Source organism: Paracoccus simplex, from assembly GCF_042648325.1.
GTDB lineage: Bacteria > Pseudomonadota > Alphaproteobacteria > Rhodobacterales > Rhodobacteraceae > Paracoccus > Paracoccus simplex.
In genome coordinates, this window is the sequence record NZ_JBHRXE010000037.1 from 152,423 (window position 1) to 171,597 (window position 19,175).

Annotated in this window: 21 protein-coding genes and 1 riboswitch; of the genes, 14 read left to right on the top strand and 7 right to left on the bottom strand. The window is 68.4% G+C overall.

Annotation, left to right across the window (positions count from 1 at the left end; all coding sequences use genetic code 11):
• From ACFOMP_RS13515 to ACFOMP_RS13525, 3 genes are read right to left on the bottom strand one after another with little or no spacing between them, the layout of a single operon-like run.
• The gene (locus ACFOMP_RS13515) at window positions 1-636 is read right to left on the bottom strand and encodes a YceI family protein (protein WP_379031405.1); all 636 of its coding nucleotides are present in this window, start codon (window positions 634-636) and stop codon (window positions 1-3) included.
• Window positions 633-1,421 carry a VOC family protein gene (locus ACFOMP_RS13520; RefSeq protein WP_379031408.1) on the bottom strand — a complete coding sequence of 263 codons (789 nt, stop codon included), beginning with the start codon at window positions 1,419-1,421 and terminating at the stop codon, window positions 633-635. Before ACFOMP_RS13520 ends, ACFOMP_RS13515 begins: the two co-directional genes overlap by 4 nt.
• A 10-nt stretch (window positions 1,422-1,431) precedes the next feature.
• Window positions 1,432-1,788: a DUF1428 domain-containing protein gene (locus ACFOMP_RS13525; RefSeq protein ID WP_019353263.1), complete on the bottom strand. Its 357-nt coding sequence runs from the start codon at window positions 1,786-1,788 to the stop codon at window positions 1,432-1,434.
• 89 nt (window positions 1,789-1,877) lie between these two features.
• Between ACFOMP_RS13525 and ACFOMP_RS13530 the strand changes: the two genes are divergently transcribed.
• Window positions 1,878-2,591 (top strand): winged helix-turn-helix transcriptional regulator, encoded by a 714-nt coding sequence (locus ACFOMP_RS13530; protein ID WP_379031411.1) that lies wholly within the window; start codon window positions 1,878-1,880, stop codon window positions 2,589-2,591.
• On the opposite strand, the gene ACFOMP_RS13535 is transcribed toward ACFOMP_RS13530, so the two are convergent.
• Window positions 2,525-3,007 carry a peroxiredoxin gene (locus ACFOMP_RS13535; protein ID WP_289893027.1) on the bottom strand — a complete coding sequence of 161 codons (483 nt, stop codon included), beginning with the start codon at window positions 3,005-3,007 and terminating at the stop codon, window positions 2,525-2,527. The two genes, ACFOMP_RS13530 and ACFOMP_RS13535, sit on opposite strands and share 67 nt — an antisense overlap.
• A gap of 79 nt (window positions 3,008-3,086) precedes the next feature.
• Between ACFOMP_RS13535 and ACFOMP_RS13540 the strand changes: the two genes are divergently transcribed.
• Together ACFOMP_RS13540 and rsmD are read left to right on the top strand one after the other, a co-directional pair.
• A complete protein-coding gene (locus ACFOMP_RS13540; RefSeq protein ID WP_379031414.1) occupies window positions 3,087-4,298 on the top strand; it encodes an NAD(P)/FAD-dependent oxidoreductase in 1,212 nt (403 codons plus the stop codon).
• Window positions 4,295-4,861 (top strand): 16S rRNA (guanine(966)-N(2))-methyltransferase RsmD, encoded by a 567-nt coding sequence (gene rsmD / locus ACFOMP_RS13545; protein ID WP_289893025.1) that lies wholly within the window; start codon window positions 4,295-4,297, stop codon window positions 4,859-4,861. Before ACFOMP_RS13540 ends, rsmD begins: the two co-directional genes overlap by 4 nt.
• On the opposite strand, the gene ACFOMP_RS13550 is transcribed toward rsmD, so the two are convergent.
• Window positions 4,858-5,289 carry an Lrp/AsnC family transcriptional regulator gene (locus ACFOMP_RS13550; RefSeq protein WP_017999354.1) on the bottom strand — a complete coding sequence of 144 codons (432 nt, stop codon included), beginning with the start codon at window positions 5,287-5,289 and terminating at the stop codon, window positions 4,858-4,860. The two genes, rsmD and ACFOMP_RS13550, sit on opposite strands and share 4 nt — an antisense overlap.
• A 138-nt stretch (window positions 5,290-5,427) precedes the next feature.
• Here ACFOMP_RS13550 and ACFOMP_RS13555 point away from each other — a divergent pair, with 138 nt between their 5' ends.
• The gene (locus ACFOMP_RS13555) at window positions 5,428-6,585 is read left to right on the top strand and encodes a type III PLP-dependent enzyme (protein ID WP_379031419.1); all 1,158 of its coding nucleotides are present in this window, start codon (window positions 5,428-5,430) and stop codon (window positions 6,583-6,585) included.
• An 80-nt stretch (window positions 6,586-6,665) separates the two neighbouring features.
• On the top strand, window positions 6,666-7,751 hold the full coding sequence (locus tag ACFOMP_RS13560; RefSeq protein WP_379031422.1) for a DUF2235 domain-containing protein: 1,086 nt from the start codon (window positions 6,666-6,668) through the stop codon (window positions 7,749-7,751).
• 11 nt (window positions 7,752-7,762) lie between these two features.
• Here ACFOMP_RS13560 and metF read toward each other — a convergent pair whose 3' ends face one another.
• A complete protein-coding gene (gene metF, locus ACFOMP_RS13565) occupies window positions 7,763-8,626 on the bottom strand; it encodes a methylenetetrahydrofolate reductase [NAD(P)H] (protein WP_289893022.1) in 864 nt (287 codons plus the stop codon).
• Between the two features lie 90 nt (window positions 8,627-8,716).
• On the opposite strand from metF, the gene ACFOMP_RS13570 reads away from it, so the two are divergent.
• From ACFOMP_RS13570 to ACFOMP_RS13610, 9 genes are all read left to right on the top strand, one after another.
• Window positions 8,717-9,634 carry a LysR family transcriptional regulator gene (locus tag ACFOMP_RS13570; RefSeq protein WP_379031425.1) on the top strand — a complete coding sequence of 306 codons (918 nt, stop codon included), beginning with the start codon at window positions 8,717-8,719 and terminating at the stop codon, window positions 9,632-9,634.
• 308 nt (window positions 9,635-9,942) lie between these two features.
• Window positions 9,943-11,037, top strand: coding sequence for an ABC transporter permease (locus ACFOMP_RS13575; RefSeq protein WP_289893020.1), 1,095 nt, complete (start codon window positions 9,943-9,945; stop codon window positions 11,035-11,037).
• Window positions 11,034-11,822 carry an ABC transporter ATP-binding protein gene (locus ACFOMP_RS13580; RefSeq protein WP_289893018.1) on the top strand — a complete coding sequence of 263 codons (789 nt, stop codon included), beginning with the start codon at window positions 11,034-11,036 and terminating at the stop codon, window positions 11,820-11,822. The genes ACFOMP_RS13575 and ACFOMP_RS13580 overlap by 4 nt, the downstream gene beginning before the upstream one ends.
• Window positions 11,823-11,825: 3 nt before the next feature.
• On the top strand, window positions 11,826-13,127 hold the full coding sequence (locus ACFOMP_RS13585; RefSeq protein WP_379031429.1) for an MlaD family protein: 1,302 nt from the start codon (window positions 11,826-11,828) through the stop codon (window positions 13,125-13,127).
• 9 nt (window positions 13,128-13,136) lie between these two features.
• A complete protein-coding gene (locus ACFOMP_RS13590; protein ID WP_379031432.1) occupies window positions 13,137-13,763 on the top strand; it encodes an ABC-type transport auxiliary lipoprotein family protein in 627 nt (208 codons plus the stop codon).
• 102 nt (window positions 13,764-13,865) lie between these two features.
• Window positions 13,866-13,985, top strand: a riboswitch (TPP riboswitch).
• A gap of 82 nt (window positions 13,986-14,067) precedes the next feature.
• Window positions 14,068-15,867 carry a phosphomethylpyrimidine synthase ThiC gene (gene thiC / locus ACFOMP_RS13595; protein ID WP_379031435.1) on the top strand — a complete coding sequence of 600 codons (1,800 nt, stop codon included), beginning with the start codon at window positions 14,068-14,070 and terminating at the stop codon, window positions 15,865-15,867.
• Window positions 15,868-15,942: 75 nt separating this feature from the next.
• Window positions 15,943-16,413, top strand: coding sequence for an SsrA-binding protein SmpB (gene smpB / locus ACFOMP_RS13600; RefSeq protein WP_379031618.1), 471 nt, complete (start codon window positions 15,943-15,945; stop codon window positions 16,411-16,413).
• Window positions 16,414-16,619: 206 nt separating this feature from the next.
• Window positions 16,620-17,480 carry a 3-mercaptopyruvate sulfurtransferase gene (sseA, locus tag ACFOMP_RS13605; protein WP_379031438.1) on the top strand — a complete coding sequence of 287 codons (861 nt, stop codon included), beginning with the start codon at window positions 16,620-16,622 and terminating at the stop codon, window positions 17,478-17,480.
• Window positions 17,480-18,664: an amino acid aminotransferase gene (locus ACFOMP_RS13610; RefSeq protein ID WP_379031441.1), complete on the top strand. Its 1,185-nt coding sequence runs from the start codon at window positions 17,480-17,482 to the stop codon at window positions 18,662-18,664. The genes sseA and ACFOMP_RS13610 overlap by 1 nt, the downstream gene beginning before the upstream one ends.
• 162 nt (window positions 18,665-18,826) lie before the next feature.
• On the opposite strand, the gene ACFOMP_RS13615 is transcribed toward ACFOMP_RS13610, so the two are convergent.
• A complete protein-coding gene (locus tag ACFOMP_RS13615; RefSeq protein WP_289893012.1) occupies window positions 18,827-19,159 on the bottom strand; it encodes a hypothetical protein in 333 nt (110 codons plus the stop codon).
• Window positions 19,160-19,175: the final 16 nt, after the last annotated feature.

Genomic DNA, 19,175 nt, shown 5'->3' on the forward strand with positions numbered 1-19,175 from the left:
TTACTCCTGCCGGGCGAACTCGGCGTCGATTTCGATGGTGATCGGATCGGTGAAGAACTCGTTCATGCCATAGGCCTGCGGGTCGATGTCGGTCCGGGCATGGATGCCGATCAGGTCGCGGATGATGGGATTGCCGGCTTCGTCGCCGGTATAGCCCTTGCCCGCGCCGATCAGCGTCACGTCGAACGTCGCGGGCCGGGTCTTGCCCAGCAGCGTCAACTGGCCCGAAACCGTGCCCTTGGTCGGGCTTTCCGCCGTGAAGCCGTCGGCGGTGAAGCGCGCGGTCGGGTTCGCCGCGCTGTCCAGGTAATCCGGGCCGGTCAGGATCTCGGCAAAGCCCTCGACCGGGGTCATGATCGAGGCGATCTGAACCTCGGCCGCCAGCCGGCTTTGCGCCGGGTCGTCCGGGTTCCAGTCGAGCTGGCCCGAAACGGCGCCGAAGCGGAACAGGCTGACCGAAAAGCCCATATGCGGCACGCGGGCCTGCACCGCCGAATGCGCCGGGTCCAGACGATAGCGGCCGGCGGCGGCGGCGTGATAGTCCTGCTGGCCACGCGGGATGCTCTCCGGCGTCACCTCCTGGGCCGCAGCCGGTGCGGCCCAGAGGGCGAGCGCGATCAGGGATGCGCGGATCATGGCGTTTCCGCCTTGGGCCCGACGATGGCGAAATGCGCGCCTTGCGGGTCGCGCGCCACCGCGATGAAGGCCGGCCCCGGCACCTCCATCGGCCCGTGCAGAACCTCGCCGCCGCCGTCGCGGATGCGGGCGATGGCGGCATCGACACCGTTCACGCCGAAATAGGGCAGCCAGCAAGACACCGGCGCACCGCCCAAGCCCATCATGCCGCCGATATCGGTGCCCTGCCAGGAGAACAGCTGGTAGGTGCCCATCTCGCCCATGTCCATGGCGGTGGATTTCGTCCAGCCGAACAGCTCGGCATAGAAGTCGAAGCCCGCTGCGGGGTCGGTGGACATCAGCTCGGTCCAGTTGCCGTGGCTTTCCTTGCTTTGGTTCCAGGCCCCGGATTCGACCGGAGGCTGCGGGTCCATCGGCGCAGGTTGCAGGATGCCGAAGCTGGCGCCCTGCGGATCGGCGACCACGGCGAAACGGCCGGTGCCGGGAATGTCGGCCGGCTCGCGGAACACCGAGCCGCCCAGCGTCTTGATCTTGGCCGCCGTGGCGTCGGCATCGTCCACGTCGAAATAGATCATCCAGAACGGCGGCACGTCGGCGCAGTCCCCGGGCATTTCCATCAGCCCGGCGACCATGTCGCCGCCGTGGCTGGCCAGATGATAGGTAAAGCCCTCCATCCCGGAATCGGCAATCGTCCAGCCGAGCAGCTTGCCATAGAAGCCCTCGGCCGCGCCGAGCCCGCCCCTGGCGGTGGAAAGCTCGAACCAGCAGGGTTTGCCGTGATACATGGCGGCCCCCTCAGGCTTTCTCGTCCACGATGGGTTCGAAGCCGCCCCACATCATCCGCATGCCGTCGAAAGGCATTTCCGGCGGCGCCTGCATCTCGGGGTCGGACATCATCTTTTCATAGCCCGCATCCGCGGTCGCCTTGTCCGGCCATTCGATCCACGAGAACACCACGGTCTCGTCATCCTTGGCCTGGGTGGACATGTAGAAGTCGTTCACCTTGCCGCGGGGCACGTCCACACCCCAGGCCTCGACCATGCGCAGCGCGCCATAGCGCTTGAACATGGACCAGGCCGCTTGGGCCATATCGATGTATTTCTGCCTGTTCGCCGTCGGAACCGGCAGCAGGAAACCAGAGTAGTAGGTCATCTCTCGTCCTCCTCGTCGGGCGCGGTCATGCGCCAATGAGTCGCAGGTTGGCAGTTGAAGTATTAAAAAGCAACTGTTAATATCAAAACATGACAAGCAACGGCAAGATCTCGCGACTGCGCTATGAAGAAGGCTGCCTTGGCGCCCATGCGCTGAATTTCATCGGCGACCGTTGGGCGCTGCTTGTGGTGCGCGAACTGATGTTCGCGCCCAAGCGGTTCCAGATGATCCGCGCCGGGCTGCCGGGGGTCACGGCCAGCGTGCTGACCCAGCGCCTGACCCAGTTGGCGCAGGCGGGGGTGGTGGCGCATGACGATGTGCTGGGGCTTTACGCGCTGACCGATGCCGGGCGGGCGCTGCATCCGGTGCTGCGCGAGCTGTGCCGCTGGGCGCTGGCGATACCGGGCCATGATCCGAGCAGGTTCATCAGCATTTCCGCGCTGATGATCTCGCTCTCGGCGACGGCGGACCGCGCGGGCGCCGCCGGATTACCGCTGCGCGCCGGCTTCGTCTCGGGCAAGGAAGGGTTCGAGGTCGCGCTTTCCGCCGACGGGATGCCGCAGGTCCGGGCGGCCCGGGCGCCCCAGGCGGATTTCGTGCTGGAAGGCTCGGGCAATGCGCTGGCGGCGGCGGTCTATGGGCCGGGGCCGGTGGCGCTGGCCTCGGCCGGGCTGATCGCGCTGCGCGGCGACCGCAGCGCCGCGCAGCAGTTCACGGCGCTGTTCCGCCTGACGCCTCAGACCAGGTCCAGCAGCGAATCGCCCGAAGTGACCGAGCACGCGCCGGGCGATTCCTCGATCTGAAGCTCTTCCACCGTGCCGTCATTGACCAGCATGGCATAGCGTTTCGAGCGGCCGTTGACCCAGCCCGCGCCTTCGATGTTCATGCCCAGCGACTTGGTGAAGCTGCCATCGCCATCGGCCAACACCTCGATCCCGGCATCGGTCGCGCCGGTATCCGCGGCCCATTTCCCGGCGACGAAGGGGTCGTTCACCGTGATGCAGATCACCCGCGACACGCCCTTGGCGCGGAACTTGTCGGCATTCTTCACGAAGCTGGGCATATGCGCATTGGTGCAGGTCGGCGTATAGGCGCCCGGCACGGCAAAGATCGCCACGCGGCCTCTGGCCAGATCGGCGGCGGCCACTTCCTCGGGGCCGTTGGCGCCCGGTTTCAGCAGCTTGCCTTCGGGCAGCTTGTCGCCTTTCGAGATGGACATGCGCGGTTCCTCCGTCAATTGCATCGTTCCGGGGGCGACTATAGGCTCTGCGCCGCAGGCAAACCAGCGAGGGCGAAGAATGAACATCGTGATCCTTGGCGCGGGACAGGCGGCGGCCTCTCTGGCGGCGAAACTGCGCGCGCTGGGACATGAAGGCGGCATCGCGGTCATCGGCGACGAGCCCGCGCCGCCCTATCAGCGCCCGCCGCTGTCCAAGGCCTATCTGCTGGGCCAGATGGGGCTGGACCGGCTGACGCTGCGCGCCCCGGACTGGTGGGACGAGCAGCACATCGCCCTGCACCTGGGCGAGCGCGCCACCCGCATCGACCGCGACCGCCGCGTGGTCATCACGGAGCGCGGCGAACATGCCTATGACCAGCTTGCCCTGACGCTGGGCGCCGCGCCGCGCCGGCTGCCAGCCGCGATGGGCGGCGACCTGCCGGGCGTGCATGTGGTGCGCAATCTGGCCGACATCGCGGGGGTGCAACCGGCGCTGGTCGCCGGGCGGCGGCTGGTGGTGATCGGCGGCGGCTATATCGGGCTGGAGGCCGCGGCGGTGGCCCGCAAGCTGGGGCTGGAGGTGACGCTGGTCGAGGCGGCGCCGCGCATCCTCGGCCGGGTGGCGGCTCCCGAGACGGCCGAGATGATCCGCACCCTGCACCGCGCCCATGGCGTCGAGATCGTCGAGGGCACCGGCATCGCCCGCATCACCGGCAGCACGGCCGCCGACGGGGTCGAACTGACCGACGGCCGCCGCCTGCCGGCCGACCTGGTGATCTGCGGCATCGGCATCGCGCCCGAGACCGCGCTGGCCGCAGCGGCGGGGCTGGTCGTCGACAACGGCATCGCCACCGATGCGTTCGGGCGGACCTCGGACCCGGCGATCTGGGCGGCCGGGGATTGCGCCAGCTTTCCGGCGCCCGATCTTTGCGCAGCCGGTGGACGGCTGCGGCTGGAAAGCGTCGGCAATGCCATCGACATGGCCGAGGCGGTGGCGGCGAACATGCTGGGCGCCGATACCGCCTATGTGCCGAAACCGTGGTTCTGGTCGGACCAGTTCGACGCCAAGCTGCAGATCGCCGGTCTGAACCTCGGTTACGACCGGGTGGTGACGCGGCCAGCGGACCATGGCGGCTCGGTCTGGTATTACCGCGCCGGCCGGCTGATCGCGGTGGATGCGCTGAACGACGCCCGCGCCTATATGGTCGGCAAGCGGCTGATCGAGGCCGGCCGCTCACCCGCGCCCGAGGCCGTAATCGCGGCGGCCGAACTGAAGGCGCTGATGGCATGAGAATCGTCGGCGGCAGCCTGCGCGGGCTGAAACTGGCCGAGCTCGGCGCCGGCGATCCGGCGGCGCATCTGCGCCCGACCACCGACCGGGTCCGCGAGTCGATCTTCAACCTGCTCATCAACGGCACGCATGGCAATCCGATCCCCGGCGCCCGGGTGCTGGACCTGTTCGCCGGCACCGGCGCGCTGGGGCTCGAGGCGCTGTCGCGCGGCGCGGCGCGGGTGGCCTTCGTCGATGACGGCGTGGCGGCGCGCGGCCTGCTGCGCACCAATATCGAAAAGGCCCGCGCCATGGGCGTGACCGATGTCTGGCGGCGCGACGCGACCCGGCTGGGCGAGAATCGCGGCGCGCCCTACGGGCTGGTCTTCCTTGATCCGCCCTATGGCCAGGGCCTGGGCGAGCGGGCGCTGGAATCGGCGCTGGCCGGCGGCTGGATCGCCCCCGGCGGCATGGTGGTCTGGGAAGAATCGGCACCGCCCGCCCCGGTCGCCGGGCTCGCCCAGATCGACCAGCGCAAATATGGCGACACCACCGTCACCTTGTTGCGCGCCGGGCACGGCTAGGTGGCGCGGTCCAGCTTGGTGGACAGGTGAATCAGGCTCTCGCTGGACTTCACGCCGGTCAGACCGCCGATCTGATCCAGCACATCGTCGAGCTGGCTGGTCGATATGGCGGCCAGTTGCAGCAAAAGATCGACCCGACCGCTGGTGGTGTGGATGCGCTCGACCTCGGGCAGGCTGCGCAGCCGGCCCAGGATCGCGGCCTGCGAGCGCGGCTCGATGGTCAGCAGGCAGGTGGCACGGATACGATGCTCGCGCGCGGAATCGCCCAGCCGCAGCGTATAGCCGGCAATGGCGCCCGAGGTTTCCAGCCGTTCCAGCCGCGCCTGCACGGTCGAGCGCGCCACCTTCAGCCGCCGCGCCAGCACCGCGACGGACATGCGCGCATCCTGCGCGAGATGGGTCAAAATTCCCCGATCGAGCTCGTCCACCGTCCACCTGTCATAATGACGACACTTTCGGCAGATTACCCATAGTTCAGACCATTTCCACCCTTTTCATTGCTTCAATCGGAACCCATAGGGCGCAGACTTGTTTCCACCCCAAACGCGCACAGGAAGGACATGCCGATGGGACTGACCGAGGGCCGCGGGCCCAAGACCGTCTGGGACAATCCCTCCGAGATCATCCGCAAGCTGGCGCCGGAGAATCCGGTGATGGTCTTTGCCCCGTCGGTGCTGCGCGAGAATGCGCAGCGTTTCCTGCGCGGCTTTCCCGGCCTGGTCACCTATGCCGTCAAATCGAACCCGGACGAGGCGGTGATCCGCACCCTGTCGGCGGCCGGGGTCAAGGGTTTCGACGTGGCCTCGCCCTATGAGATCGACCTGATCGGCCGGCTGGCGCCGGACGCGGCGCGGCATTACCACAACCCCGTGCGCTCGCAGGCCGAGATCGCCCATGCGGTCGAGGCGGGCATCAAGGCCTGGTCGGTGGACAGCCGCTCGGAACTGGACAAGCTCTTCGCCCGGGTGCCGGCCGAGAATTGCGAGATCTCGCCCCGCTTCAAGCTGCCGGTCCTGGGTGCGGCCTATGATTTCGGCTCGAAATTCGGCGCCTCGCCGGAACTGGCGGCCGAGCTGCTGCGCGCGGCGGCGGATCGCGGCTATATCCCCTCGCTGACCTTCCATCCCGGCACGCAATGCGTCGATCCGCATGCCTGGGAAAGCTACATCACCACCGCCGCCGAGATCTGCCGCACCGCCGGCGTCAGGGCGCGGCGGCTGAACGTCGGCGGCGGCTTCCCCTCACATCGCGTGACCGGGGTCGAGCCCGACCTGGCCGCGATCTTCGCGCTGATCCGCCGGGTCGCCGACGAGGCTTTCGACGGCCAGGCCCCGGCGCTGGTCTGCGAGCCCGGCCGCGGGCTGTGCGCCGACGCCTTTTCGCTGATCACCCGCGTCAAGGCGGTGCGCGACGGCCAGAACGTGTTCCTGAACGACGGCGTCTATGGCGGGCTGTTCGAGCTGCCCATCGTCGGCAACCTGGACCGGCTGCAGGTGCTGACGCCCGAGGGCACGGCGCGCCAGGGCGAGCCCCTGCCCCGCGTCATCTTCGGCCCGACCTGCGATTCCGTGGACCGCCTGCCCGGCGAACTGGCCCTGCCCGGCGACATCCAAGAGGGCGATTTCGTCATCTTCCACGGCGCCGGCGCCTATTCCACGGTCACCAACACCCGGTTCAACGGCTTCGGGCTGATGGCACACCTGACCGTGAACGCGCTTGAATAGGCATTAATCGACCCTTGGCGTTTCCGTGCTAGCGTCGCCGCATGGAATCACCTCGTCCGCCGATATGCCAGGTCGTTCTGATGGATGGCACCTTCGCCTCGCTGACGCAGGGGCGCAGGTCCTCCATCGCCCGAATTCACGCGATGCTGTCGGGCGAACTGGGCCGCCTGCCGGCGCCGGTACGGCTGCATTACGCGCCGGGCCAGCAATGGCAGGCTTGGCGCACGCTGCCCGAACTGACCATGGGCGCCACGCTGGAGCGGCATATCTGCGACGCCTATGCCTGGCTTTCCCGCGAATGGCGGCCGGGCAACCCCCTGTTCTTCTTTGGCTATTCGCGCGGCGCCTTCGCCGTGCGCTCTCTGGCCGGGATGATCGGCCGGGTGGGGCTGCTGACCCATGCCCATGCCACGGCCAGAAATGTCCAGCGCGCCTGGGACTATTATCGCAATGGCGAGGATCTGGGGGTCGAGCGGCTGGAGCCGGAGCTGTGCCACCCCTTCGTGCCGATCCGCATGATCGGGGTCTTCGACACGGTGATGGCGCTGGGGATCCGCCTGCCGCTGCTGTGGATGCTGACCGAGCCGCGATTCCGCTTCCATGACGAGCAATTGGGCACCGATGTCGAGCATGGCGCGCAGGCCCTGGCGCTGGACGAAACCCGCGCCGCCTTCCAGCCGCTGCTCTGGGACAGCGAATCGGCCCCCGGCCGCATCGAACAGATGTGGTTCCGCGGCTGCCATCCCGATATCGGCGGGCAGCTTTCGGGGCTGGAATATGCCCGTCCGCTGGCGAATATCCCGCTGGTCTGGATGATGTCGCGGGCCGAGACCTGCGGCCTGCCCCTGCCCCGCGGCTGGCAGGCGCATTTCCCCCGCGATCCCAGCGCGCCCTCGGTCGGCTCGTGGCGCAGCTGGGGCAAGGCCTTCCTGGCCCGCGCGCCCCGCCTTGCCGGCACCGATCCGTCCGAGGCGCTGCACCGCTCGGTGCCGCGTCCCTATCCCGGCCCGGCGCTTCTGGCCGGGCCGCTGGCCGATGCCGCGCCGCCGCGGCCGCATCGGCGGCTGTCCTTCATCCGCCCGGCCCCACCACCGCCCGAACCAGAGCCGCAGCCCCAGCCGCAGACCGCAGCGGTGACGCCCGGCACCCCGCCGGGGGATGGCTGATGCGCCTCCGGTCAGGCGACCTGCGAAAACGGGCTTTTGGGCTCGATGCCCAGGCCGGCGCAGACCTTCAGCACCAGGTCGGGCTTGTTCAGCGTGTAGAAATGCAGCCTGTCCACGCCGCCTTCGACCAGCCGCTCGCACAGCCTGACGCAAACATCCAGCGCCAGCCGGGCCTCGCCCTCCTTGCCGGCAGCGGCGAAGGCGTCCTCGGCCCATTGCGGGACCGAGGTGCCGCAGCGTTCGGCAAAGCGGCGGGCCCCGGCCCAGCTCTGGATCGGCAGGATGCCGGGGATGATCGGCGCGTCGATGCCCGCCGCGGCGCAGGCATCGCGGAAGCGGAAATAGGTCTCGGCGTCGAAGAAGAACTGCGTCATCGCCGAGCTGGCGCCGGCATCGACCTTGCGCTTGAGCCAGGCCACGTCGGCGGCGGTGTCGGGGCTTTCCGGATGCGGCTCGGGATAGGCGCCGCAGCGGATGGTCATGTCGCCGCGCGCCGCGATGGCCTCGATCAGCGCCACCGAATCGGCGAAACCGTCGGCATGCGGGGTGAAGCGGTCCTGCCCCTGCGGCGCGTCACCGCGCAGCGCCACGATCTCGTGCACGCCGGCAGCGGCGTAATCGGCGACGATCTGCATGGTCTCGTCGCGCGTCGCGTCCACGCAGGTCAGGTGCGCGGCGACGTTCAGCCCGTAATGGCTGGCCAGCGCCGTCACCGCCTCATGCGTCAGCTGCCGGGTGGTGCCGCCGGCGCCATAGGTGACCGAAACGAAATCCGGCCCCAGCGGCGCCAGCGCCCGCGCCGTCTCCCACAGCCGGAACGACTGGTCCAGGTTCCGCGGCGGGAAGAATTCGAAGCTGATCGCGGGTGTGGTCATGGTGCCATCCTTTTGTCGCAGGTCTTGTGACATGCAGCCCGACGTGAGACAAATTCATAATCTTCAAGATCGTGATGAGATTGGCTCAAGATGCACCTGGAACTTCGTCACCTGCGCAGCCTGCGCGCCATTCATGAACAAGGCGGCCTGGCCCGCGCGGCCGAGGTGCTGAACCTGACGCAATCGGCGCTGTCGCATCAGATCAAGGCGCTGGAAGAGCAGGCAGGGGTCGAGCTTTTCCTGCGCAAGACCAAGCCCTTGCGGCTGTCGGCCGCCGGGATGCGGCTTTTGCGCACGGCCGAACAGGTGCTGCCGCTGATCGAATCCGCCGAGGCCGAGTTCCGCGCCGTCGAACTGGGCCGCGCCGGCCGGCTGCATGTGGCGATGGAATGCCATCATTGCTTCGACTGGCTGCTGCCGGTGCTGGACCAGTTCCGCCGCGCTTGGCCCGAGGTGGACCTGGACATCCGCTCCAGCCTGGCGCTCAAGGCGCTGCCGGCGCTGGAGCGGGGGCAGGTGGACATGGTGATCTCCTCGGATCCCGAGGAGATCGCCGGCGTCACCTTCCAGCCGCTGTTCGACTATGCCCCGACCATGGTGGTCGCGGCCGGCCATCCGCTGGTCGCCAAGGGCTATGCCGAACCCGCGGACCTGACGGGCGAGACGCTGATCACCTATCCGATGGACCGGGCGCGGCTGGACGTATTCTCGCAATTCCTCGATCCGGCCGGGGTCGAGCCGGCCCATGTCCGGCAGGTCGAGCAGACCGCCATCGCGCTGATGCTGATCGCCTCGGGGCGCGGGGTGGCGGTGATGCCCGACTGGGTGCTGCGCGCCCAGGCCGGCAATCCGGAACTGGCGCTGCTGCCGCTGGGCCCGCAGGGCATGTTGCGCCGGCTTTACGCGGCGATCCGCAGCGAGGACATGCAGCAGCCCTTCATCGCCCATGTCCTGCGCCTGGCCCGGACCGAGCCGGTGCGGATGATGCGCGCTCTGGCGCAGGGGTGAACGGTTCTCCTCGGGACCACCACTTACGGGGAACTCTTTACGCCTGGTCCCGAGGATTTCCTGCTCTGGTCGTGCAGGCTTTACTAAACCATAGCGTGAATCTTGGTCAACGAGAACAACCTGAAAATAAAACGTAAATTTCTGCCCCGGACGGGCTGGCGACCGGGGTCGATCCGCCTCGTCCCAGGGTTTTCCCAGGGTTTCCGGGCCGCGACCCCCGGGCGGCGACCGGCGCACCAAGCGGCCCGATTTGACAAATCCCGGCAATAGCCGGATGAAATCCGTATCAATTCCCGTTCAGGACCGCCATGGCCAGCCTTCCCGACGATCCCACGCTTCGCGCCACCGTCTCGGACGGCGTCCTGCGGCTGGAGGGCGAGCTGAGCGTCTGGACGCTGGGCCGGTTGCCGGCCGAAGCCGAGAGCGCGGCGCGGCTCGATCTGGCGGGCGTCACCCGGCTGGACACCGCCGGCGCCTGGTATCTCGACCAGCGCGCGCAGGCGGGCGCGGCGCTGGAGGGGCTGAGCGGGCCGCAGGGGCGGTTGCTGGAGGCGGTCGCCAAGGCCCGGCCGCAGCCGGACGCGGACAGTCCGCCGCCCGCCGGCTGGCGGCAGATGCTGGAGGCGACCGGGCGCTGGGTGGTGACGGCGCTGACCTTCCTGCGCGAGCTGGCCGAATATCTGGGCCGCTTCCTGGCGGCCCTGGCGCGCGGCATCCGCCATCCCGGCGATTTCCGCCTGACCTCGCTGGTCTGGCACTGCCAGGAAACCGGGCTGCGCGCCGTGCCGATCGTCGCCCTGATGTCCTTTCTGATCGGCGTGGTGCTGGCCTTCCAGGGCGCGGCGCAACTGCGCCAGTTCGGGGCCGAGGTCTTTGTCATCGACCTGATCGCCATCTCGATCCTGCGCGAGCTGGGTATCCTGCTGACCGCGATCATCGTCGCCGGCCGCACCGCCTCGGCGCTGACCGCCTCGATCGGCTCAATGAAGATGAACGAGGAGATCGACGCCATGCGCACGCTGGGCCTCGATCCCGACATGGTGCTGCTTCTGCCGCGCGTGCTGGCGCTGATCATCACCCTGCCGATCCTGGGGCTGATCGCCAATGTCGCCGGCCTGGTCGGCGGCGCGCTGATGTCCTGGATCGAGCTGGGCATTTCGCCGTCGATGTTCCGCTATCGGCTGATCGCAGAAACCAGCGTGGACCATGTCATCGTCGGCCTGTCCAAGGCGCCGGTCTTTGCCGTCATCATCGGCATCGTCGGCTGCCATGCCGGGATGAAGGTCGGCAAGGACGCGGAATCGCTGGGCGCCCAGACCTCGACCGCCGTGGTCAACGCCATCTTCGCGGTCATCGTCGCCGATGCGCTGTTCTCGATCTTCTTCTCGGAGGTCGGGCTGTGACCGAGAACGCGGCCGAGAACGTCATCGAGGTCCGGGGGCTGCGCACCCAGTTCGGCCGCCATGTCGTGCATGACGGGCTGGATCTGGACGTGAAGCGGGGCGAGATCCTGGGCGTGGTCGGGGGGTCCGGCACCGGGAAATCGGTGCTTTTGCGCACCATTGTCGGGCTGAACCGGCCCGCCGCCGGCACAGTGCGGGTCTTCGGCCAGGATGTGGGCCGGCTGCATGGCGCCGCGCGCGAGGCGCTGGAGCGGCGCTGGGGGGTGATGTTCCAGGCCGGGGCGCTGTTTTCGTCGCTGACCGTGCGCGAGAATGTCGAGGTGCCGCTGCGCGCCGTGCCGGGGCTTTCGCCCGGGACACGGGCGGGGCTGGCGGAACTCAAGGTCTCGATGGCCGGACTGCCCTGGGGCGCGAACGAAAAATACCCCTCGGATCTGTCGGGCGGCATGAAGAAGCGCGCGGGGTTGGCGCGGGCCCTGGCGCTGGACCCCGAGATCGTGTTCCTGGACGAGCCGACGGCGGGGCTGGACCCGATCGGCGCCGACGCCTTCGACCGGCTGATCGTCGAACTGCGCGACGCGCTGAACCTGTCGGTTTTCCTGGTCACGCATGACCTCGACACGCTGCACGCCTGTTGCGACCGCGTCGCGGTGCTCGCCGAAAAGCGGGTGCTGGTCAGCGGCACCATGGCCGAGATGCTGAAGGTGGATCATCCTTGGGTGCATGAATATTTCCACGGACCGCGCGCCCGTGCCGCCATCGCCACCGGCCGGAGCAAGGAGTAGCCAATGGAAACCAAGGCCAATTATGTCCTGATCGGGGCCTTCACCATCGCCGGTTTCCTGGGGGTGCTGCTGTTCCTGATGTGGTTCGCCAAGCTGCAGATCAACCGGCAATTCGCCTATTACGACATCTATTTCAAGGAAGTCTCGGGCCTGACCGTCTCCTCCGAGGTGACCTTCGCCGGGCTTTCGGTGGGCAAGGTGGTGGACATGCAGCTGGCCGGGGATGAGAACGGCGCCGTGCGGGTGCGCGTCGAGCTGGCCGAGGATACGCCGGTGCATACCAATTCCCGCGCCTCGATCGAGATCCAGGGCGTCACCGGCGTCTCGAATGTCGCGATCACCGCCGGCAGCCCCGACGCGCCGCTGCTGCGCGAGGCGCAACCGGACGGCATCCCGGTGATCCCGGCCAACCGCTCGGCCCTGCAGACCCTGTCGGACCAGGGGCCCGAGATGATCTCGCGGCTGAACACCGTGGCCGAGCAGATGACCCAGCTTCTGGGCGACGACAACCAGAGCCGGGTGCGCAACATCCTGGACAATGTGGAACGCTCCAGCGCCAACCTGGACAAGGCCCTGGCCGACGTGACCGCGGCCACCGATTCCATCGCCTCGGCGGCGGCGGACATCTCGGCCTTCGGCGAGCGACTGGACGGGCTTTCCGCGGCGGCCGAGACGACGCTGGGCAATGCCGACAGCGCGCTGGCCAAGTTTGACGAGACCGCCGGCAAGGCCGACCGGGCGCTGGATTCCGGCACCGCGACGCTGGACGAGGTGCGCGCCTATGTCTCGGGCGACCTGCGCAGCCTGACGCAGCGCCTGGACCAGACCGCCACCACGCTGCAGACCGACCTGGCGCGGCTGAGCGCGCGCGCGGACAAAAGCCTCGACAGCCTCGACGCGGCGCTGGCGGTGGGAAACCGCACGCTCGCCTCGGCCGAGCGCGCCTTCGACAGCGCCGACCGGGTGATGAACAGCAATGTCGAGCCGGTGGTGGCCGACCTGCGCGCCACCCTGGCCAAGGCGAACGAGGCCATCGACCGCGTGGTCGCCGACCTGCCCGAGATCACCGAGCGGCTGCGCGATGCCGCCGGCAGCGCCGAGGCCGCCTTCGCCAGCCTGCGCGGGATGCTGGACAGCACCCGCGGCCCGGTGCAGGCTTTCACCCGCGAGGGACTGCCGCAATTCACCCGCATGGCCAGCGATCTGCGCGGGCTGGTGGGCAACGTGAACGAGCTGGTCTCGGCGCTGAGGCGCAACCCGTCGCAAGTCTTCTCGGGGCCGCGGGTTCCCGAGTTCCGCCGTTAAGGAGCCGCCATGCGTCTGACCGCCGCCCTTCTCGCCCTGACCCTGACCCTGCCGGGCTGCGCCGCGCTGAAGGCGCTGGAGGGCGAGCCCGACCGCGACGTGTTCGAGCTGCGCCCGCCTTCCGAGGCGCCGCGAAGCTGCGGCCGCGGCCGGCTGGCCGAACTGGTGATCGAGCCCCCCAAGGCGCGCGGCACGTTGGACACCGACCGCATCATGATCCGCCCGAACCAGTTGCAGACGCAATACCTGCCCGATGCGCGCTGGGGCGACACGGTGCCGGTGGCCCTGCAGACCCTGCTGGTGCGCGCCTTCGGCAGCTATGACGCCTTCACCCATGTCGGCCGCGCGCCGCTGGGCACGGCGGGGGATTACGCGCTGATCTCCGAGGTGCAGGATTTCAACGCCGAGGTTTCGGGCAAGGGCGCGGTGATCAGGCTGACCGTGGACGCGCAGATGGTGCGCGAGATGGATGCCAGCGTGGTCGCGCGCGGCCATTTCGCGGCCACGGCCGACGCGCCGAGCACGAAAACCGACGACCTGATCCCGGCCTTCGACGCGGCGGGCCAGCAGTTGGTGGCGCAGATGACCGACTGGGGCCTGCGCGCGGTGGGCGTCAATCCCGCCCGCTGCCGCTGAGGTTTTCCGCCGGCCCGGCCGCGCCGGCGCGGTTTCGGCAGCCGAAGCCCGGCCGCCCCTTCACCGGCGATTGACAAGCCGGGCGACAAGTGGGCATTCTCCGGCTCTCACCTGGGGGGCCCCGACAAGGGGCTGAGATACTGCTGGGCCGCAAGGCAGCGCAGGGACCCGTCGAACCTGATCCAGTTCATACTGGCGTAGGGATGGTGCGGATGCCCTTGCGGCCGGCTATCGGTCCGGCGGGTATTCTTCCCCCTTCCAGTCCGTGCTGGGTCTCCATGCTAGCGAAAGCGAGGAGCCTGACATGACCACTACCCCGACCGTGACCACCGGACCGCTGCCCGCCTCGACCAAGGTCTTCCGACCGGGCGAGATCCATTCCGACATCCGCGTGCCGATGCGCCAGATCGCGCTGCATCCCAGCGCCGGCGAGCCGCCGGTGACGGTCTATGATTCCTCGGGGCCCTATACCGATCCCGGCGCCGAGATCGCCATCGAGCGCGGCCTGCCCCGCCCGCGCGACAGCTGGATCATGGCGCGCGGCGACGTGGAATCCTATGACGGGCGGCATGTGAAACCCGAGGATAACGGCTTCGTTTCCGGCGACCGGCTGACGCCTGAATTTCCCATCCGCCACCGCCCGCTGCGGGCGCAGGGCGACCGGGCCGTCACCCAGCTTGCCTATGCCCGCGCCGGCATCGTCACCCCCGAGATGGAATTCGTGGCGATCCGCGAGAATCTGGGCCGCAAGGCGATCCGTGAGAAGCTGGCGCGCGACGGCGAGAGCTTCGGCGCCGCCGTGCCGGATTTCGTGACCCCCGAATTCGTCCGCGACGAGGTGGCGTGCGGCCGGGCGATCATCCCGGCCAACATCAACCACCCCGAACTGGAGCCGATGGCGATCGGCCGCAACTTCCTGGTCAAGATCAACGCCAATATCGGCAATTCCGCCGTCACCTCCTCGATGGCCGAGGAGGTGGAAAAGATGGTCTGGGCGATCCGCTGGGGCGCCGACACGGTGATGGATCTGTCGACCGGGCGCAACATCCACAACATCCGCGAATGGATCATCCGCAACAGCCCGGTGCCCATCGGCACGGTGCCGCTCTATCAGGCGCTGGAGAAGGTCGGCGGCATGGCCGAGGAGCTGAGCTGGGAAGTCTTCCGCGACACGCTGATCGAACAGGCCGAACAGGGCGTGGATTATTTCACCATCCATGCCGGGCTGAGGCTGCCCCATATCCCGCTGACCGTGGACCGGGTCACCGGCATCGTCTCGCGCGGCGGCTCGATCATGGCGAAATGGTGCCTGCACCATCACCGCGAAAGTTTCCTCTATGAGCATTTCGAGGAGATCTGCGACATCTGCCGCGCCTATGACGTGTCCTTCAGCCTGGGCGACGGGCTGCGGCCGGGCTCGATCGCCGATGCCAACGACGCCGCGCAATTCGCCGAACTGGAGACGCTGGGCGAACTGACGCGCATCGCCTGGGCCCGCGATTGCCAGGTGATGATCGAGGGGCCCGGCCATGTGCCCATGCACAAGATCAAGGAGAACATGGACAAGCAGCTGGCCATCTGCGGCGAGGCGCCCTTCTACACGCTCGGGCCGCTGACCACCGACATCGCGCCGGGCTATGACCATATCACCAGCGGCATCGGCGCGGCGATGATCGGCTGGTTCGGCACGGCGATGCTGTGCTACGTCACCCCCAAGGAGCATCTGGGCCTGCCGGATCGCGACGACGTCAAGACCGGCGTCATCACCTACAAGATCGCCGCCCATGCCGCCGATCTGGCCAAGGGCCATCCGGCGGCCAGAACCCGGGACGACGCCCTGTCGCGGGCCCGCTTCGAGTTCCGCTGGGAGGACCAGTTCAACCTGTCTTTGGACCCCGATACCGCGCGCGCCTTCCACGACCAGACCCTGCCGAAGGAGGCGCACAAGCTGGCGCATTTCTGTTCGATGTGCGGGCCGAAATTCTGCTCGATGCGGATTTCCCACGACATCCGCGCCGAGGCGCAGAAAGAGGGCATGGCCGCCATGGCGCGCAAATACCGCGAGGGCGGCGATCTCTACATCCCCGCCCCGCAGGAGGCGTAACGGGCGCGGCCCCCAGAGGGCGGGGCGATGCCGAGCCTTTACAGGCGCGGCGCCCCGCCCTATCTCTGCCCGATCATGGCCACGAAATCCGACCCGAACTACAAGATCATCGCCGAGAACCGCCGGGCGCGCTTCGATTACTTCATCGAAAGCGATCTCGAGGTCGGCATCGTGCTGACCGGCTCCGAGGTGAAAAGCCTGCGCACCGGCCAGTCGAACATCGCCGAAAGCTATGCCTCGGTCGAGAATGGCGAATTGTGGCTGATCAATTCCCACATCGCCGCCTACAAGCAGGCCGGCGTCTTCGGTCACGAGGAACGCCGGCACCGCAAGCTGCTGGTCTCGCGCAAGGAACTGGCCCGGCTCTGGCAGGCGGTGGGGCGCGAGGGCATGACGCTGGTGCCGCTGGTGATGTATTTCAACGACCGCGGCATGGTGAAGCTGAAGATCGGCGTCGCCAAGGGCAAGAAGGTCGCCGACAAGCGCGAAACCGCCGCCAAGCGCGACTGGAACCGCCAGAAACAGCGCCTGCTGAAGCAGGGCTGACACGGCGCGGCCCGGGCCGGATTCGGGTATTTGGAAAACGGTGAAAGACGGGCGGGGCCGCGGGCGGGCGGGCCCGGTCGCATGCGTTTTCGGGAAACGAAGAAGCCGGCGGTCGGCCGGAGATCCCGCAGCGGCCGTTAAGCATTGCAGCCCCGCGCGCCTGCGGTTACATCGGTGTCGTTTCTGCGCCGCGGGGGGGAAGGCCGATGTCCACCGATTCCGACGATCCGAAAGTGCTGGTCTCGACCGGCTGGCTCGCGGCCCATCTGAACGATCCCGACCTGCGCATCATCGACGCCAGCTGGTTCCTGGAACCGGGCCGCGAGGCGCGGGCCGAATACGCGGCCGCGCATATTCCCGGCGCCCGCTTCTTCGACATCGACGAGATCGCCGACAAGCGCAGCGAGTTGCCCCACATGGCGCCGCAACCCGAGATGTTCATCAGCCGCATGCGCGCCATGGGCATCGGCGACGGTCACCAGGTGGTGATCTATGACAATTCGCCGCTACGTTCGGCGGCGCGGGTCTGGTGGACCTTCAAGCTGATGGGCAAGCAGGACGTGGCGGTGCTGGACGGCGGGTTCGGCAAATGGCTGGCCGAGGGCCGCGAGACCGAGGACATGCCGCCGATGCTGCGCGACCGCCACATCACCGTGCAGCGCCAGGCCGCGCTGGTGCGCGATGTGACCCAGGTCGCCGCGGCCAGCAAGCTTGCCGATCACGAGATCGTCGACGCCCGCAGCGCCGAACGCTTCCGCGGCGAGGCGGCCGAGCCGCGCCCCGGCCTGCGCTCGGGCCATATCCCCGGCTCGAAAAGCCTGCCCTTCGGCAAGCTCTACGACCAGGACGGCACTCTGAAATCCCCCGCCGCGCTGCGCACCGAGTTCGAGGCTGCCGGCATCGACCTGTCGAAACCGGTGATCGCCACCTGCGGTTCGGGGGTGACGGCCGCCTCGCTGTTCCTGGCGCTCGAACGGATCGGGCACCGGGACCATTCGCTTTATGACGGAAGCTGGGCCGAATGGGGCAGCTTCCCCGACCTTAAAATCGCAACCGGAGACGCGTGATGCTGGGCAATCTGAAACCGCAAGCCCCCGACAAGATCCTGGCCCTGATGGGCGAATTCAAGGCCGATCCCCGCCAGGGCAAGATCGACCTGGGCGTCGGGGTCTACAAGGATGCCAGCGGCCACACCCCGATCATGCGCGCCGTCCGCGCCGCCGAACACCGGATGCTGGAGACCGAGACCACCAAGACCTATGCCGGCCTGTCCGGCGAGCCCGAATTCCAGAAGGCCATGGCCGAACTGATCCTGGGCGACACCTGCAAGCCCGAAACCACGGCGGCGCTGGCCACGGTCGGCGGCACTGGCGCCATCCGGCAGGCGCTGGAACTGGCGCGCATGGCGAATCCGGCGCTGCGGGTCTTCGTCAGCGATCCGACCTGGCCCAACCATGTCTCGATCATGAACTTCATGGGCCTGCCGGTGCAGACCTACCGCTATTTCGACGCCGAGACCCGCGGCGTCGATTTCGAGGGCATGAAGGGCGACATCGCCCAGGCGAAAAAGGGCGACGTGGTGCTGCTGCACGGCTGCTGCCACAACCCGACCGGCGCCAACCTGACGCTGGAACAATGGGCCGAGGTCGCCGCGATCCTGGAACAGACCGGCGCGCTGCCACTGATCGACCTGGCCTATCAGGGCTTCGGCGACGGGCTGGAGGAGGACGCGGCCGGCACCCGGCTGATCGCCGCGCGCATCCCCGAGGTGCTGATCGCCGCCTCGTGCAGCAAGAACTTCGGCATCTACCGCGAACGCACCGGCTGCCTGCTGGCGCTTTGCGCCGATGCCGCGACCCGCGACCTTGCACAGGGCGCCATGGCCTTCCTGAACCGCCAGACCTATTCCTTCCCGCCCTTCCACGGCGCGAAGATCGTCTCGACCGTGCTGACCACACCGGACCTCCGCGCCGACTGGATGGCCGAGCTGGAAGCGGTGCGCGCCGGCATGCTCAAGCTGCGCGAGCAACTGGCGGCAGAACTCCGCGACCTTTCCGGCTCGGACCGCTTCGGCTTCGTGGCCCAGCATCGCGGCATGTTCTCGCGCCTCGGCGCCACGCCCGAACAGGTCAGGCGCGTCAAGGAGGAGTTCGGCATCTACATGGTGGGCGATTCGCGCATCAACATCGCCGGGCTGAATCAGGACACCATCCCGATCCTGGCCCGCGCCATCATCGAGGCCGGGGTCTGACCCCCTCGCCGGACGACCCGAACCGCTGAACCCGCGACCGCCGGCCCTGCCCGGCGGTTCGCCATTGCAGCGCCACGCGCCGAAAACCCCGGCTTTCTCCGTTTTCCAAATACCCTGGGGTCCGGGGCGAAGCCCCGGCCCGGCAGCGCCGCCGGGCGGCCCTCAGCCTTTCCGGCCCAGCTTGCGGTCGATATAGGCGCGCAATTCCTCGATCTCGGTCCGGCTCTCGCCCAGCTCGCCCTGCACCGCCCGCAGCTCGGCCTCGGCGGTGCCCAGGCGCGCGGTCAGATCGGCCTCGCGCTCCTCCAGCTCGGCGATGGCGCGGTCGCGGGCTTCCTCGGCCTCGTGCAACTGCTGGGCCATGTTCTCCAGTTCGCCCATCTCGGCGCGGGTGACGCGGGACAGGCGGTGGATCAGCCAGCTTGCGAACCAGCCCAGCAGAAAGGCGGCGAACAGGATGATCGCAGTGGCGAGGATGAATTCGGTGCGGTTCATGCGGGCGGCTTCACGG